The sequence below is a fragment of the Pontixanthobacter sp. genome, from assembly GCF_049682855.1.
GTDB lineage: Bacteria > Pseudomonadota > Alphaproteobacteria > Sphingomonadales > Sphingomonadaceae > Pontixanthobacter.
The window spans coordinates 128,005-141,600 of sequence record NZ_JBAUIK010000009.1; the positions used below are offsets into that span (position 1 = coordinate 128,005).

The following is a 13,596-nucleotide window of genomic DNA, read 5'->3' on the forward strand; positions in this document are numbered from 1 at the left end:
TAATATAGAGGCCAAAACCCCCTATTTGGTCGTATCGACCACTTCAGCGGCCGGGCCGTTTTTGAGAACCGATTTGATCGCGTTTTGCGCAGCCGCTTTGGAGCTGTAGCCTTCTGTCCACCAGATTGTTTCCGAATTATAGATGAAGTAGGATACAAATTCGCCTTTTTTATTATTCCGGATTTCAAAACGGTGTGCCATCAATTATTCTCCTTGCATGGTGGTACCGCGCGCATTCTAGCCGGTGAGGCGAGAAAATCTAGGCAAAGCGGCGTGATGCGTATTGTGCTGCATTGATCTGCACCAGATCATCAGGAACGGTGTTGCCCAGCATTTGTGCAGCAACCAGTCTGGCGGCCGCCGGTGCCGTCTGGATACCCGATCCGCCTTGCCCCGCAAACCAGATGAAATCGGGATTGTGACTATCCGGCCCATGAACTGGCAAACGGTCAGGCGCAAAACTGCGCAGCCCCGCCCATTTCCGTTCAACCGCCTGCACACGCCAATCGGTCACTTCGCCCAAACGCTGAATCGCCAGCGCCACGGCCATCTCTTCGGGCGCGGCATCGCAGGGCTGTGACACCGCCTCGTCATGCGGGCTGAGCCATATTCGCCCTGCTTCCGGCTTGAAATAAAAACTTCCGCCAATATCCAGTACCAAAGGCATATCGGCCGGTGGCTGCCGGTCGACGCGCAATTGTATAACGGTACGCCGCAGCGGTGTGATCCCCACCGGCTTGCATCCGGCCAGCCGGGCAATCTCATCTGCCCAGGCGCCAGCTGCATTGACCAGTTGTTGCGCCCGAACCATCGCGCCGGATGTACTGCGGATGGTCCAGATGCCATCGGAACGGGCCGCACCCGCCATTCGAAACCGCGTATGCAGAACGGCCCGTTGCCGCCTTGCCCTGGCCAGATATTCGGCATGTAGGCCGCCCACATCAATATCGCAGCAGGCCGGTTCCCAGATCGCGCCTGTCCATTCTGAACGGATACCGGGTATATGCGCCGCTATGTCCGATTGGCCGATGCGGCTGATAGTTGCGCCTGTTTCAGCAAATCTTTGCATAAAGCTATCAAGCGCCGCATGGTCGCTGCCGCGCCCGATATACAGTGCCCCGCGCCGGTTCAGGAACCCGCCAGCGCGCAGCGCGCGTTCAGACGCAAGCGTCAGCGGGACTATATCGGGGCCGCCATAACATTCTTCCCAGAAAGCAGCCGAACGGCCAGTCGCATGATAGCCTGGATGATCTTCGGCCTCCAGCATCACCACATCGCTGGTGGTGGAAAGCTCGGCTGCAAGGCTGGTGCCCGCAATACCGGCACCGACAATCGCGAAATCGTGGACCGGCGTCGTCATCGCCCTCATCTTTGTCATCGTCAACGTGCTCTCACCGCGCTGGCAAAACTCGGTCAAGGAACCCGGCAATCGCATTCATCGCGCGATCGCGAACCGGATCGACTTCACGCAGGATTTCGTGGCGCGCCTCTTTGCCGAATTCAAACAGCTCCCCGGCAGGCAGTCTGCGCGCAGCGTCGCGAATCGCCTTGTGATCGACCAGCTTGTCATGGCGCGTGGACACCAGCAATACCGGCGTATCGACCGCTTCCAGGCGGCCTGGCGCAAAAATCGCTTTCATCGAGGCATACCCGCGCTCCACCCAGCCCCAGCTGCCTGGTCCCATGACCAGTTCTGGCCGGTGCTCGCGCCACCACAGCTCGTCTTCATACCGCTGCGCATCATGAGTCAGCAGATTGATCCGGCCAATCGGTACTTCACCGGGCTTCTCGCTCCATTTCCACGCCTGGGTTTTCGCGCCGCGCCAGTTACGGATCCATCTGGCGGCCCGGTGCATCAGCGAACCGGGCAGGACATTGCCGAAAAAGCCAAGCATTGGCGCTGACAAAAATACCGCATCAGGCGTAACCCGCTGCTCCACCACGCCGCGCAGGACAAGGTGCCCGCCCATAGAATGGCCCGACAGGACATGCGGCCCCGGCGCCGTGTCGCTCCACTCATTCCAGAACGATGCCAGATCATCGATCCAGATCGAATAATCATCAATGTGACCGGTGACCGCATCATCCCCCAGCCGCCCCGATCCCGCCTGTCCGCGCCAGTCCGAAGCGGTGACATTCCAGCCAGCATCATACCATTGCTGCAACGCTTCGAGATATTTTTCATAGGCATCGCCGCGGCCCGGAAAGAACATGATTGAGCCTTTTACCGTTGCGGATGTGTCGCTGTGCCGCCAGTCGATACGCCGGACCGCCTGGCCATCTCCTGCGTGCCAGACGCTTTCAGCGGCGGTGCCGGGAATGCTTCGCCGGTCGAATATGGAAGCCATCATGGCTAAATTGCCCCTTTGCCTAACGCCGCATTATTGCGCTTGGTTACTATTTGGTAAGTGATCGCCTGTAGCACCCTGATCGACGCCACTTTTTGGGGATTACAATGCTTGGTGAATACATCCATTACGGACTGCTCGCAGCCTTGGCAATCGCGCTGCTTTTTGCAGCCTTTACCGATATTCGCCGCAGGCAAATCGACAATTGGCTAAATATTGCGATTGTCATCGGTGCTCCGCTCTTCTGGTGGTCGAGCGGTCTGTCTCTATGGCCGGATGTGGCCATGCAGCTGGGGGTGGCGCTGGCCGCCTTTGCGGTTCTGGCCGGTTTGTTCGCCTTGCGCGCGATGGGCGGCGGCGATGTCAAACTGCTTACCGCACTGGCATTGTGGATCGAGCCAAACGCATTCATGCAATTGCTGATCATGATGGCGCTGCTGGGCGGTGCCCTCACCATAGTGATGGGCGGCTGGCATGTCATGCGCCGCCAGAAAGACCGGCTCGCCATCCCTTATGGCGTGGCGATCTCTGCCGCCGGTCTTTGGGTGATCGGAACACAATATATTCCTGCGGAAAGCATGAAAGCCATGTTGGGGTGAACCCGATTTTAACCAATCACCGCGTATTAGACACAATTGTAAACACGTTCAACACGATCCCGCGCCAGTTGCGGGCCGAATTAGGGGGCTAGATTAGCCATGGATAGGAAGAAAATGGTACTGCTGATTGGGGCGCTGATCATCGCGATCGGTACCGCATTTGCAGCACGCAGCATGTTTGCCGGGGCAGGCGCTCCACAGACAGAAGCCGCTCCTCCCGTACCCAAGGGCCCCAAAGTGCTCGTGGCGCAGCGAGGCCTGCCAACCGGCACCATCATCACAGCTGATTCGATCAGTTTCCAGATGTGGCCCGAGGAACTGGTCCAGGATGCCTACTTCATTGACGGCGAATCAGATGTACAAAGCCTGATCGGTACAGTCGTGCGCCATCAGATCACGGCTGGCGAGCCGGTGACCCAGGGTTCATTGGTGAAACCGGGTGATCGCGGCTTCCTTGCGGCGGCACTGGGCGCTGGTATGCGCGCAGTCACTGTTCCTGTATCAGCCAAGACCGGCGTTGGCGGCTTCGTCTTTCCGGGTGACCGCGTCGATCTGGTGCTGACCCAGTCCGTCAAGGGCGAAGATGGCGGAGAAGGCATCAAGGCATCGGAAACGATCCTGAGCAATATCCGCGTGCTGGCAACCGACCAATCTACCACGCAGGAAACCGTCGAAGGCAAAACCGTCGTTCGCGCATTTCGTACCGTGACACTCGAAGTGACCCCGCGCATCGCGGAAAAGGTCGCTGTTGCACAGACGCTCGGTACTCTCAGCCTGTCACTGCGCTCTATCGCAGACAATCAAGGCGAGCTTGAAAAAGCGATTGCATCGGGCGCTGTAAAAATCCCTGACAATGCCACTCCCGAGGAAGAAGAGCGTTTGCTGGCCCAGGCCGCATCGCGCCCGACCGAAGGGGCGACAAGCTTTCAAACCGGCGGTGACGTGTCACGTTTCCAACGCCGCACGATCGAAAAGGTCGAACCACGCGTCGCGACTGCCCCGCCCTCCATCGGGGTACCGGCTGGCACACCGCGCGCAGTGGTCGCAGCGGGCCCGGCAGTTCGGGTGACACGCGGCAAGAACACCTCGCAAGTTCCGGTTGCACCGATCGGCGGCATGGCCGTCCAGAACAGCCAGGACGAGAGTGATGACGATTATGAGGGTGAGGACGAATGATGAACCGTATTCTATCGTCGGTGCCGCCATTTGGCGCTCGATCCGCCCATCAAACCGGCAGCAACGCCGCTTCCAATCCTCAAACTAGGGGCACGACCATGACACGCCGCCTTACTGCAACTTTACTGATGGCCGGATTGGCCGCTGCGCCCCTCGCTGGAATTCCAGCCGGCGCCGCCAATGCCCAGTCAGTCCAAAAACCGCGCGGAGACATTGTTCTTTCGATCGGCCGCGGCGAACTGGTCAACGTGCCTGACGCGATGGCAGATGTGTTCATCGCCAATGATACGGTCGCTGACGTGCAGATCAAATCGCAGCGCCAGCTCTATGTGTTCGGCAAAACCGGCGGTGAAACCACCGTATATGCCAGCAACGCACGCGGCGATATTGTCTGGTCCGCCAACATCCGTGTCGGCTCCAACATCGACAGCGTCGATCAGATGCTCGCACTGGCCATGCCAGAAGCAAAAGTCTCTGTCGCCACTATGGGTGCCAATACGATGCTGCTGACTGGCACTGTCGCTGCTCCGGAAGATGCGTCCGAAGCGGAACGGTTGGTAAAGGCATTCGTCGGCGACGATGTGAATGTGATCAGCCGCCTGAAAATGGCCACCCCGCTGCAGGTTAATTTGCGCGTCCGGTTTGCCGAGGTCAGCCGTAGCTGGGTCCGCGAAGTCGGTGCCAATCTGGCGACTTTCGACGGGACTGACGGTTTCCGCTTTGGTGTCGGCAATGGCCGTACCGGTGCGATCCCGCAATATAGCGTGGGCGGCGGCGTGTTCACCGGCGTTACCACCGGCTCGGCAGGCACCTCTGTGGTGACCTCGCAAGGCACCGGTTCAACCATCAGCGGCTTTGGGAAGTTTCTCGGCCTTGATCTGGCTGGCGCTCTTGATCTTGCCGAACGTAACGGCCTCGTCACCACATTGTCCGAACCGAACCTGACAGCCTTGTCAGGCGAGACGGCAGATTTCCTTGCGGGCGGCGAATTTCCGATCCCGATCAGTCAAGGTCTTGGCACGACCGCGATTGAATATCGCAAATTCGGGGTCAGCCTGGCTTACACACCAACAGTTCTTGCCAATGGCCGGATTTCCATGCGGGTTCGCCCCGAAGTATCCGAATTGTCGAGCCAGGGTGCGGTGACACTGAACGGATTTCAGATCCCCGCTCTCACTATCCGCCGTGCTGAAACAACTGTGGAACTGGGTTCCGGCCAAAGCTTCATGATCGCTGGTCTGATGAGCAACAATGCGCAAAATTCGATCGATAAAGCGCCCGGAGTTGGCGATGTGCCAATCCTTGGTAACCTGTTCCGCTCCCGCTCATTCCGCAAGGGTGAAACCGAGCTGGTTATCGTCGTGACACCATATTTGGTGAAGCCGGTGAATGACAGCGACATTGTTCTGCCAACTGACGGCTTCCGCGCCGCAACCGAGCTGCAATCGCTTATCGGCTATCGCGGCAGTGACGGGGTTAGCGGCGGAACGCGCCAGGGGCCAACCGCCCGGAATGCTGATGGTTCACCGCCAGAAGTATCACGGATTGATCCCTCAACAGTTCTCGCGACCGGCGAGCCATCCAATGAACAGCCTCGCGCAAGCGAACGCAGTGCCAGTGCCCCAGCCGCACCTGGCTTCAGCCTCAAGCAATAAAGGGTATTACGATGCGTATTGCAAACAATAGCAAGCTAGCCGGTGCCTTGGCACTTTCGATCGGCCTTACCCTGAGTGCGTGCGGCGGAATGGCGACCAACCGCAGTCTCGAAAGCGTCAAGCAGCCTGTCGTGGAACGGACCAATTATACATTGGACGTGCGCGCGGGTGGCAGCGGTCTTTCCATTCCTGAACAGCAGCGTCTGTCTGACTGGTTTGAGGTGATGGACCTGCGGTATGGTGACCGCGTTTCGATCGAAGATCCAATGATGAGCAAATCCACGCGCGATGCGGTTGGTGCCCTGGCCGCGCGCCACGGTATTCTGCTGAGCGAAGGTGCGCCTGTTACATCGGGTTATGTCAATCCGGGTAATGCCCGGATCGTCATCACCCGCTCGACCGCCAGCGTGCCGGGATGCCCGGACTGGTCCGCCAATTCGGATTCCAATTACAACAACGGCACAAACCCCAATTATGGCTGCTCGGTAAACAGCAATATGGCGGCGATGATCGCCAATCCGGAAGATTTAATCCGCGGCCAGACCGGCTCCGGTCAGACCACCGTCTCCACCTCGACGAAAGCTATCGATAGCTACCGTGAGCAGCCCGTTACCGGGGCAGGCGGTCTTTCTAACACCAGTCCGAGCGAAGGAGGTTAAGCCATGAACGCACCTTGGAAACCAGGCGCTGGCGGTAACCGCGATCCATTTGCAGCCTATATCTGTGACGAAGCGGCGCTGGATATTTTGCGTCCTGTCGTGATCGAATTGGGCTGGCAGCCGGAAAAATGCAACAAAGGCGGCCTGCGCAATGCCGTGCAATCCCTGTCTGTCGCAGCCAGCCCGAATATCTTGATGGTCGATCTGTCAGAAAGCGGCGACCCGCTGAATGACATTAACGGTCTGGCCGAAGTGTGTGAGCCGGGCACGGTCGTTATCGCGATTGGCCAGGTCAATGACGTACGCCTGTACCGCGATCTGCTGGCCAGCGGCATTCATGATTATCTGCTGAAACCGCTATCGGCGGGCGCATTGCGCGACTCGCTCAATCAGGCTCAGGCTGTGTTTGCTGCACCGCGTGCGAGCGACCCGGAAGCAGCCAAACGCCACATCTCGACCGCTGTGGTCGGCACGCGCGGCGGAGTCGGCGCGTCGATGCTTGCGACATCGCTGGCGTGGCTGTTCAGTGATGAGCATGAACTGCCCACCGCACTGCTCGATCTTGATGTCCATTTCGGTACCGGCGCTCTTGCGCTGGATCTGGAGCCTGGACGCGGACTGACCGATGCGATTGATAATCCTAGCCGGATTGACGGTCTGTTTATTGAACGCGCTATGGTCCGTGCCAACGAAAAGCTCGCCATTTTGTCAGCCGAGGCGCCGATCAACGCGCCGCTGATGACGGATGGATCGGCATTCGTGCAGCTGGAAGAAGAATTCCGCCAGGTGTTTGAAATGACGATGATTGATCTGCCGCGCAACATGCTGATCAATTTCCCGCATTTGCTGGCGGACGTAAACGTGGTGATCCTGGCGACCGAGATGACGCTGGCTTCGGCTCGCGATTCCATCAGGATACTCGCATGGCTCAAAACCAACGCGCCGCACGCTCTGCCGATCGTTGTCGCCAATAAGGTACAAAACGGTTCCGGTGAGATCAGTAAAGCCGATTTCGAAGCCTCTATCGAACGGAAGATCGACTTCACCATCCCGTATGATGTGAAAGCATCGACCAATGCGGCGAAGCTGGGTCAGACATTTGTGGCGGCGAACAAGTCCAGCAAATCGACTGCGATTGTGAAGCAGCTGGCCGACCGAATCATGGGTGCAAGCGAGGAAGAAATGGGCGGCGAGGAGCCTGCCAAGAAATCGCTTCTCGGCAGCTTCGATCTCAAATCGCTCATGCCCAAGAAAAAAGCCAAAAGCACGCAGCAGGCCCCTGCTGACGCTTAGGCTTAAACTCTACGGTAAACGTAACCGGGCTGCCGCCACTGCGGCTGGCAGCCCACAATATCCGGGTACTTCCGGCAATAAAGTAAGGAAAGGCAGGTCAATAGCATGAGCATTCTACAGCTCCTGCTGGTAGGCGCAGGGCTTATGGCCCTGATGGTGATCGGATATTCGTTATTCGCCGGCCCTTCCGCTGTTAAAGAAGGCCAGCGCCGCCTCGACGCTGTGCGTTTTCGCCACTCTGAAAGCACCGACACCAAGGTGGAATCGCAGCTCAAGAAAGCGATTGCCGCGCGCAAACCGAAAGCGCACAAGGTTGCCGGTTCAACCTCGCGCATAGAGGCTCTTGCCATCCGGCTCGACCGGACCGGCAAAAGCTGGACGGTCACGCAATATTTCTATGCAACTTTCGGTCTCGCTTTGGCGATTGCCCTGGTGATCTATCTGCGTAGCGGGGCGGCACTGTTGTCTGCCGGTATTGGCCTGGTCATCGGTGCGGGTCTTCCGCACATGGTCGTCAATTTCTTCATCAAGAAACGAACCAACGATTTTACGGCAAAATTTCCCGATGCGATCGAACTGCTGGTGCGCGGGCTGCGTTCCGGTCTGCCGGTCACCGAGACACTGGGTGTGGTCGCGCAGGAATTGCCCGGCCCGGTCGGCACCGAATTCAAAGGCATCACCGAACGTATCCGCATCGGTAAATCGATGGACGAATCGCTCCAGGATGCAGCTGACAAAATCGGTATTCCAGAATTCAATTTCTTCTGCATCACGCTTGCCATTCAACGCGAAACCGGTGGTAATCTGGCAGAGACACTGTCGAACCTTTCCGACGTGCTGCGCAAGCGGTCGCAAATGAAGCTGAAAATCAAAGCGATGAGCTCGGAATCCAAGGCCTCTGCCTATATTGTGGGCGCATTGCCCTTCATCGTGTTTGGCATGATCTATTGGATCAATCCGGGATATGTCGGCGGTTTCTTCTACGAGGAGCGCCTGATCGTGACCGGTCTTGGCGGACTGGTATGGATGTCGATTGGCGCATTCATCATGGCCAAAATGGTCAGCTTCGAGATTTGAGCAAGGACAGAGAGAAATGATCAATCAAGCTCCTGGACCGACTCTTCTTGGTGTCGATGTCGTTTTTGTCGGAACCATTCTGGCAGGCGTCGCTGCGTTCATGGTGGTGCTGGCAATCTATGCCGCCGTCACCGTGAAAGATCCGATGGCAAAGCGGGTCAAGGCGCTCAATTCGCGCCGTGACGAGCTGAAGGCGGGCATCGTGCACAGCCAGGCGAAAAAACGCGCCAGCCTGATTCGCAAGACCGATCAGACCGAAAAAATGAAAGACGCTTTGTCAGGCATGAAAGTGCTTCAACAAAGCCAGATCGAGATTATCCAGCAGAAGCTGGCCCATGCCGGTTACCGCAACAAGGAACTGGCGGTTCTGGTCATCGCCGCACGGTTGGCCTTGCCGATTGTTCTGGGCAGCCTTGGCTTCCTGATGATCTACGTCGTTGATTATTTCCCTGACTGGGGTGATATGAAGCGCCTCGGCGCGTTCGCAGCTTTGCTGGCGGTAGGCTATAAAGGTCCAGAGTTTTACCTGAAGAACAAAGCCGGCAAGCGCACTGATCTGATCCGCAAGGGTTTGCCCGATGCGCTCGACCTGCTGGTGATTTGTGCCGAAGCCGGTCTGACGGTTGACGCTGCATTCAACCGCGTCGCCAAGGAACTTGGCCGTGCCTATCCCGAACTGGGTGACGAGTTTGCGCTGACTGCCATCGAATTGTCCTTCCTGACCGAACGGAAAATGGCATTTGACAACCTTGCTTACCGGGTCGACCTGGAAGCGGTCCGGGGGGTTGTGACCACTATGGTCCAAACCGAACGCTACGGTACGCCGCTGGCCTCTGCTTTGCGAGTTTTGTCCGCTGAATTTCGTAATGAACGGATGATGCGCGCTGAGGAAAAAGCGGCGCGTCTGCCAGCGATTATGACAGTCCCGCTGATCCTGTTCATCCTGCCGGTTCTGTTTATCGTGATCCTTGGCCCTGCGGCCTGCTCGATAACCGATGCCTTTGCCGCCAAGCCGGGGCAGTAAATACGCAGTAAATACAAGGCATTTAAGCCGCGGCCCCGGCGCAGATGGTGCGGCGGGGCCGTGTGCGGGCCGAATGCAGCTGGCGTGCAGAATTACCGCGCGGCCTTCCGGTCAGCATGACTGCGGACCAGGTCCAGCAAATCCCGCAAAATGCGCTGCTGCGATTTACTCAGCGGCGCGAGCATGTGGGCTTCACGCTCCAGTACAAGCGGAACAATCGCCCGGTACATGGATAGGCCATCACCGGTTAGCTCAAGGTGATGCGAGCGGCCATCCTGCTGGTTGGGTGACCGGCGGGCTAGGCCGCGCATTTCCAATGCTTTGCACGCACGGTTGACCGCCACTTTATCCATCAATGTTTTCGCGGTCAGATCACGCTGGGTCATCGGGCCGCCATCGCCGAGCATTGCCATCACGCGCCATTCAGTGACTTTGAGGCCAAATTGCTGCTCGTACACACCCGCCATATCATTGCTGACCGCATTGGACGCGACGGACAATTGATAGGGCAGAAATTCTGCAAGATGGAAGCTGTCAGTGCTCATCGATCCGGTTACTAATGCAACCGGTTTACTTGGCAAGAGCGAAGTGCCTCCCGCCGCCGCCCGGGCGGTGGTCAGGCGTAGCCCGGCTCGTCCCACCACGGATAAAAGTCTGGCATATCTTCGCTGACGCTGCCCGAATATTCGGGCGCGCGTTTTTCTAGAAAGCTCTGCACGCCTTCCGCCGCATCCTTACCGCGCGACAATGTATAGATGGAGCGGCTGTCAATCCGGTGGGCCATCATCGGATGGTTTTCCGAGGGCAAGCGCCACAGCATCGCCCGCGTAATCGCGACCGAAATTGCCGATGTATTCCGGGCAATCTCCAGCGCCAACCCGCGCGCCGCGTCCATCAATTCAGATGGCGGGTGGATCGACCGGATCAGCCCGCCCTTAAGAGCTTCCTCAGCACCGAATATGCGCCCGGTCATGCACCATTCCAGCGCCTGCTGCTGCCCAACCAGACGCGGCAGGAACCAGCTGGATGCCGCTTCCGGTACAATACCGCGCCTGGCGAAGACAAATCCATAGCGCGCCGTATCCGATGCAAGCCGGAAATCCATTGGCAGCTGCATCGTCGCACCAACCCCCACAGCGACACCGTTACAGGCGGAGATGAGCGGTTTGGCCGATTGAAACATCCGCAGGGTCAGCCGTCCGCCGCCATCGCGCACAACATCGTCGGACAGATCAGTCACTTCCGTAGTGCTGGAAAATGGCTTCGTACCATCATCAGGCGTCAGATCGGCTCCGGCGCAAAAGGCGCGGTCCCCCGCCCCGGTGATAATGACCGCGCGGATATCATCATCGGCATCGGTATCATCGAATGCCGCGATCATTTCCGCCATCATGTGGCGGGTATAGGCGTTCATCTTGTCCGGCCGGTTGAGCGTAATCGTGGCTATCGGTCCGTCTTTTTCAAGCAGGATCTGGCTATATGCGCTCATCGTTCTCTCCGGAAAAAATATGGCCGTCAAAGGCCCCGCTTGCGCGGAGCCTTCGTATAGCGGCGGATCAGCGCGGCGCCATCCGGATCGAACCATCCAGCCGGACATCCTCGCCATTGAAATACCCGTTTTCGATCATGGTCATGGCAAGATGCGCATATTCTTCAGGGTGGCCCAGGCGTTTGGGGAACGGGACCGATGCAGCCAGTGCGTCCTTCACCTGCGGCGGGGCAGCGGCCATCAGCGGAGTCTCGAATATACCCGGCAGAATGGTGTTGACCCGAATGCCTTCACTCATAAGGTCGCGCGCGATGGGCAAAGTCATGCCGATCACGCCGCCTTTCGATGCCGAATATGCCGCCTGGCCGATTTGACCGTCTTCACCGGCAACCGATGCGGTGTTGACGATAGCGCCGCGGTCGCCATCATCGCTCAGCGGATCGATGCTCATCATGCCCGCTGCGGATTTGGCAATGCAGCGGAATGTACCGACAAGATTGATCTGGATCAGCCAGTTGAACGCATCGAGCGGGAAGTGCGAGATTTCGCCGGTGTTGCGGTCACGCTTGGCCGTTTTGATGGCATTGCCGGTACCAGCGCAATTGACCAGGATACGCTCCTGACCGTGGGCTTCGCGGGCTTTGGCAAAGCCTGCATCGACCGACGCGTCTTCGGTAACATTTACTTCGCAGAAAATACCGCCAATCTCGGAAGCGACTTTCAGGCCCTTTTCTTCCTGGAGATCAAAAATGGCGACCTTTGCGCCCTTGGCAGCCAGCGCGCGCGCAGTTGCCTCGCCAAGACCTGATGCGCCGCCGGTAACGACTGCGGGTGTGTTTGCGCCGATTTCCATTGTGTACTCCTTCTCAAATTCTAAAATCAATTGGGGTTTCAAGGCGTTAAATTACAGCGATTCAACAATTGTGACATTGGCAACACCGCCGCCTTCACACATCGTCTGCAATCCGTATTTCTTGCCGCGCGTTTTCAGCGCATGAACCAAAGTCGCCATCAATTTGGTACCCGACGCGCCCAGCGGATGGCCCAGCGCAATTGCGCCGCCATTGACATTGAGCCTATCCGGATCGGCACCGGTATGTTTGAGCCACGCCAGCGGAACCGGCGCGAAGGCTTCATTCACCTCGTAAAGATCAATATCGCCGATGCTCAGGCCCGCGCGCTGCAACGCCTTGTCGGTCGCAAATAATGGCTCCTCCAGCATGATAACCGGATCGCCAGCGGTCACCGTCAAATTGTGAATACGCGCCAGCGGTGTCAGATTATGCGTTTTCAGAAATTCTTCTGATACCACCAGCACGCCGCTCGACCCATCGCAGATCTGGCTGGCGCTCGCCGCCGTCACAGAGCCGCCTTCCTGGATCAGTTTGACCGAGCTGATGCTCTCCAGAGTGGCGTCAAAGCGAATGCCCTCATCGACGGTGTGCTGCTGCTCCCCCTCGGGGGTTTCGATGGTTACCGGCACGATCTCGTTATCAAACGCCCCTGCATTGGTCGCGGCGATCGCTTTCTGGTGACTAGCGAGCGCGAACCTGTCCAGATCGTCTTTGGACAATCCGTGTTTCTTGACGATCATTTCCGCGCCCATAAATTGCGAGAACACGATGTTCGGATATTTCGCTTCAAGGCCCGGTGATTTACAATGTCCCAGCCCTTCCTTCATGTGGAAGGTCGCATTTGATCCCATCGGGACGCGGCTCATGCTTTCGATCCCGGCGGCGATAACCGCATCCTGCGTGCCCGACATCACAGCTTGCGCCGCAAACTGGATCGCCTGCTGCGATGATCCGCACTGGCGGTCAATCGTCACCGCCGGGGTCGATTGCGGCAGATGCTTGGATGCCATCACCGCGTTGCGGCCAACCTGCATCGCCTGTTCGCCCGCCTGGCTGACGCAGCCCATCACCACATCGTCAATCGCGCTGGGATCAACGCCAGTGCGCTCCATCAATGCATCAAGCGACAATGCCGCCAGATCGACCGGGTGAACACCCGAAAGCCGCCCCCCGCGGCGCCCGCCCGCCGTCCGCACTGCATCAACAATATAGGCTGCGGCCATAATATGCTCTCCTGAGAAGGTTCACTTAGTTACCTATGTTACGGGCAATGAGGTAGCATCGCAGGCTTTGCCGTCAAGCTGCGACGTTTGAAATTCGGACTGCCAAATGAACAAGCAACTCTTCATCCGGCACTGTTGCAGCAATGTTACATGACTCCATGAAACTAGGCCATTCATAAGCTTTTGCGTTGCTTGCAAA

Annotated in this window: 14 protein-coding genes; 7 read left to right on the top strand and 7 right to left on the bottom strand. The window is 57.9% G+C overall.

Annotated elements, in window-relative coordinates:
• Positions 1-21 precede the first annotated feature (21 nt).
• The 3 genes from WA922_RS06350 to WA922_RS06360 are packed head-to-tail and all read right to left on the bottom strand — an operon-like array spanning position 22 to position 2,351.
• The gene (locus WA922_RS06350) at positions 22-201 is read right to left on the bottom strand and encodes a YegP family protein (RefSeq protein ID WP_424770845.1); all 180 of its coding nucleotides are present in this window, start codon (positions 199-201) and stop codon (positions 22-24) included.
• 58 nt (positions 202-259) lie between these two features.
• Entirely contained in the window at positions 260-1,360 is a 1,101-nt protein-coding gene (locus WA922_RS06355; protein ID WP_424770846.1) for an NAD(P)/FAD-dependent oxidoreductase, read from the bottom strand.
• Positions 1,361-1,391: 31 nt separating this feature from the next.
• Complete coding sequence (locus tag WA922_RS06360) at positions 1,392-2,351, bottom strand: alpha/beta fold hydrolase (protein WP_424770847.1); 960 nt, start codon at positions 2,349-2,351, stop codon at positions 1,392-1,394.
• Between the two features lie 104 nt (positions 2,352-2,455).
• Here WA922_RS06360 and WA922_RS06365 point away from each other — a divergent pair, with 104 nt between their 5' ends.
• The 7 genes from WA922_RS06365 to WA922_RS06395 all read left to right on the top strand — a co-directional run bounded on the left by WA922_RS06365 (position 2,456) and on the right by WA922_RS06395 (position 9,831).
• Positions 2,456-2,947 carry an A24 family peptidase gene (locus WA922_RS06365; protein ID WP_424770848.1) on the top strand — a complete coding sequence of 164 codons (492 nt, stop codon included), beginning with the start codon at positions 2,456-2,458 and terminating at the stop codon, positions 2,945-2,947.
• A gap of 99 nt (positions 2,948-3,046) precedes the next feature.
• On the top strand, positions 3,047-4,123 hold the full coding sequence (cpaB, locus tag WA922_RS06370; protein WP_424770849.1) for a Flp pilus assembly protein CpaB: 1,077 nt from the start codon (positions 3,047-3,049) through the stop codon (positions 4,121-4,123).
• A 98-nt stretch (positions 4,124-4,221) separates the two neighbouring features.
• A complete protein-coding gene (locus WA922_RS06375; protein ID WP_424770850.1) occupies positions 4,222-5,778 on the top strand; it encodes a type II and III secretion system protein family protein in 1,557 nt (518 codons plus the stop codon).
• A gap of 11 nt (positions 5,779-5,789) precedes the next feature.
• The gene (locus WA922_RS06380) at positions 5,790-6,437 is read left to right on the top strand and encodes a CpaD family pilus assembly protein (protein ID WP_424770851.1); all 648 of its coding nucleotides are present in this window, start codon (positions 5,790-5,792) and stop codon (positions 6,435-6,437) included.
• 3 nt (positions 6,438-6,440) lie between these two features.
• Positions 6,441-7,730 carry a pilus assembly protein CpaE gene (locus WA922_RS06385; protein ID WP_424770852.1) on the top strand — a complete coding sequence of 430 codons (1,290 nt, stop codon included), beginning with the start codon at positions 6,441-6,443 and terminating at the stop codon, positions 7,728-7,730.
• Between the two features lie 105 nt (positions 7,731-7,835).
• Positions 7,836-8,807, top strand: coding sequence for a type II secretion system F family protein (locus tag WA922_RS06390; RefSeq protein ID WP_424770853.1), 972 nt, complete (start codon positions 7,836-7,838; stop codon positions 8,805-8,807).
• A 16-nt stretch (positions 8,808-8,823) separates the two neighbouring features.
• Positions 8,824-9,831, top strand: a complete 1,008-nt coding sequence (locus tag WA922_RS06395) for a type II secretion system F family protein (protein ID WP_424770854.1) — start codon at positions 8,824-8,826, stop codon at positions 9,829-9,831.
• 92 nt (positions 9,832-9,923) lie between these two features.
• Here WA922_RS06395 and WA922_RS06400 read toward each other — a convergent pair whose 3' ends face one another.
• The 4 genes from WA922_RS06400 to WA922_RS06415 all read right to left on the bottom strand — a co-directional run bounded on the left by WA922_RS06400 (position 9,924) and on the right by WA922_RS06415 (position 13,397).
• Positions 9,924-10,376, bottom strand: coding sequence for a MarR family winged helix-turn-helix transcriptional regulator (locus WA922_RS06400; protein WP_424770855.1), 453 nt, complete (start codon positions 10,374-10,376; stop codon positions 9,924-9,926).
• A gap of 71 nt (positions 10,377-10,447) precedes the next feature.
• Positions 10,448-11,320, bottom strand: coding sequence for a crotonase/enoyl-CoA hydratase family protein (locus WA922_RS06405; protein WP_424770856.1), 873 nt, complete (start codon positions 11,318-11,320; stop codon positions 10,448-10,450).
• A gap of 67 nt (positions 11,321-11,387) precedes the next feature.
• Positions 11,388-12,173, bottom strand: coding sequence for an SDR family NAD(P)-dependent oxidoreductase (locus tag WA922_RS06410; RefSeq protein ID WP_424770857.1), 786 nt, complete (start codon positions 12,171-12,173; stop codon positions 11,388-11,390).
• Positions 12,174-12,224: 51 nt separating this feature from the next.
• Entirely contained in the window at positions 12,225-13,397 is a 1,173-nt protein-coding gene (locus tag WA922_RS06415) for an acetyl-CoA C-acetyltransferase (RefSeq protein WP_424770858.1), read from the bottom strand.
• Between the last annotated feature and the right edge of the window lie 199 nt (positions 13,398-13,596).

Bases quoted from the DNA above. Each gene is read 5' to 3' on its own strand.
- WA922_RS06350 (WP_424770845.1), bottom strand. From the start codon at position 201: ATGGCACACCGTTTTGAAATCCGGAATAATAAAAAAGGCGAATTTGTA.
- WA922_RS06355 (WP_424770846.1), bottom strand. From the start codon at position 1,360: ATGACGACGCCGGTCCACGATTTCGCGATTGTCGGTGCCGGTATTGCG.
- WA922_RS06360 (WP_424770847.1), bottom strand. From the start codon at position 2,351: ATGATGGCTTCCATATTCGACCGGCGAAGCATTCCCGGCACCGCCGCT.
- WA922_RS06365 (WP_424770848.1), top strand. From the start codon at position 2,456: ATGCTTGGTGAATACATCCATTACGGACTGCTCGCAGCCTTGGCAATC.
- cpaB (WP_424770849.1), top strand. From the start codon at position 3,047: ATGGATAGGAAGAAAATGGTACTGCTGATTGGGGCGCTGATCATCGCG.
- WA922_RS06375 (WP_424770850.1), top strand. From the start codon at position 4,222: ATGACACGCCGCCTTACTGCAACTTTACTGATGGCCGGATTGGCCGCT.
- WA922_RS06380 (WP_424770851.1), top strand. From the start codon at position 5,790: ATGCGTATTGCAAACAATAGCAAGCTAGCCGGTGCCTTGGCACTTTCG.
- WA922_RS06385 (WP_424770852.1), top strand. From the start codon at position 6,441: ATGAACGCACCTTGGAAACCAGGCGCTGGCGGTAACCGCGATCCATTT.
- WA922_RS06390 (WP_424770853.1), top strand. From the start codon at position 7,836: ATGAGCATTCTACAGCTCCTGCTGGTAGGCGCAGGGCTTATGGCCCTG.
- WA922_RS06395 (WP_424770854.1), top strand. From the start codon at position 8,824: ATGATCAATCAAGCTCCTGGACCGACTCTTCTTGGTGTCGATGTCGTT.
- WA922_RS06400 (WP_424770855.1), bottom strand. From the start codon at position 10,376: ATGAGCACTGACAGCTTCCATCTTGCAGAATTTCTGCCCTATCAATTG.
- WA922_RS06405 (WP_424770856.1), bottom strand. From the start codon at position 11,320: ATGAGCGCATATAGCCAGATCCTGCTTGAAAAAGACGGACCGATAGCC.
- WA922_RS06410 (WP_424770857.1), bottom strand. From the start codon at position 12,173: ATGGAAATCGGCGCAAACACACCCGCAGTCGTTACCGGCGGCGCATCA.
- WA922_RS06415 (WP_424770858.1), bottom strand. From the start codon at position 13,397: ATGGCCGCAGCCTATATTGTTGATGCAGTGCGGACGGCGGGCGGGCGC.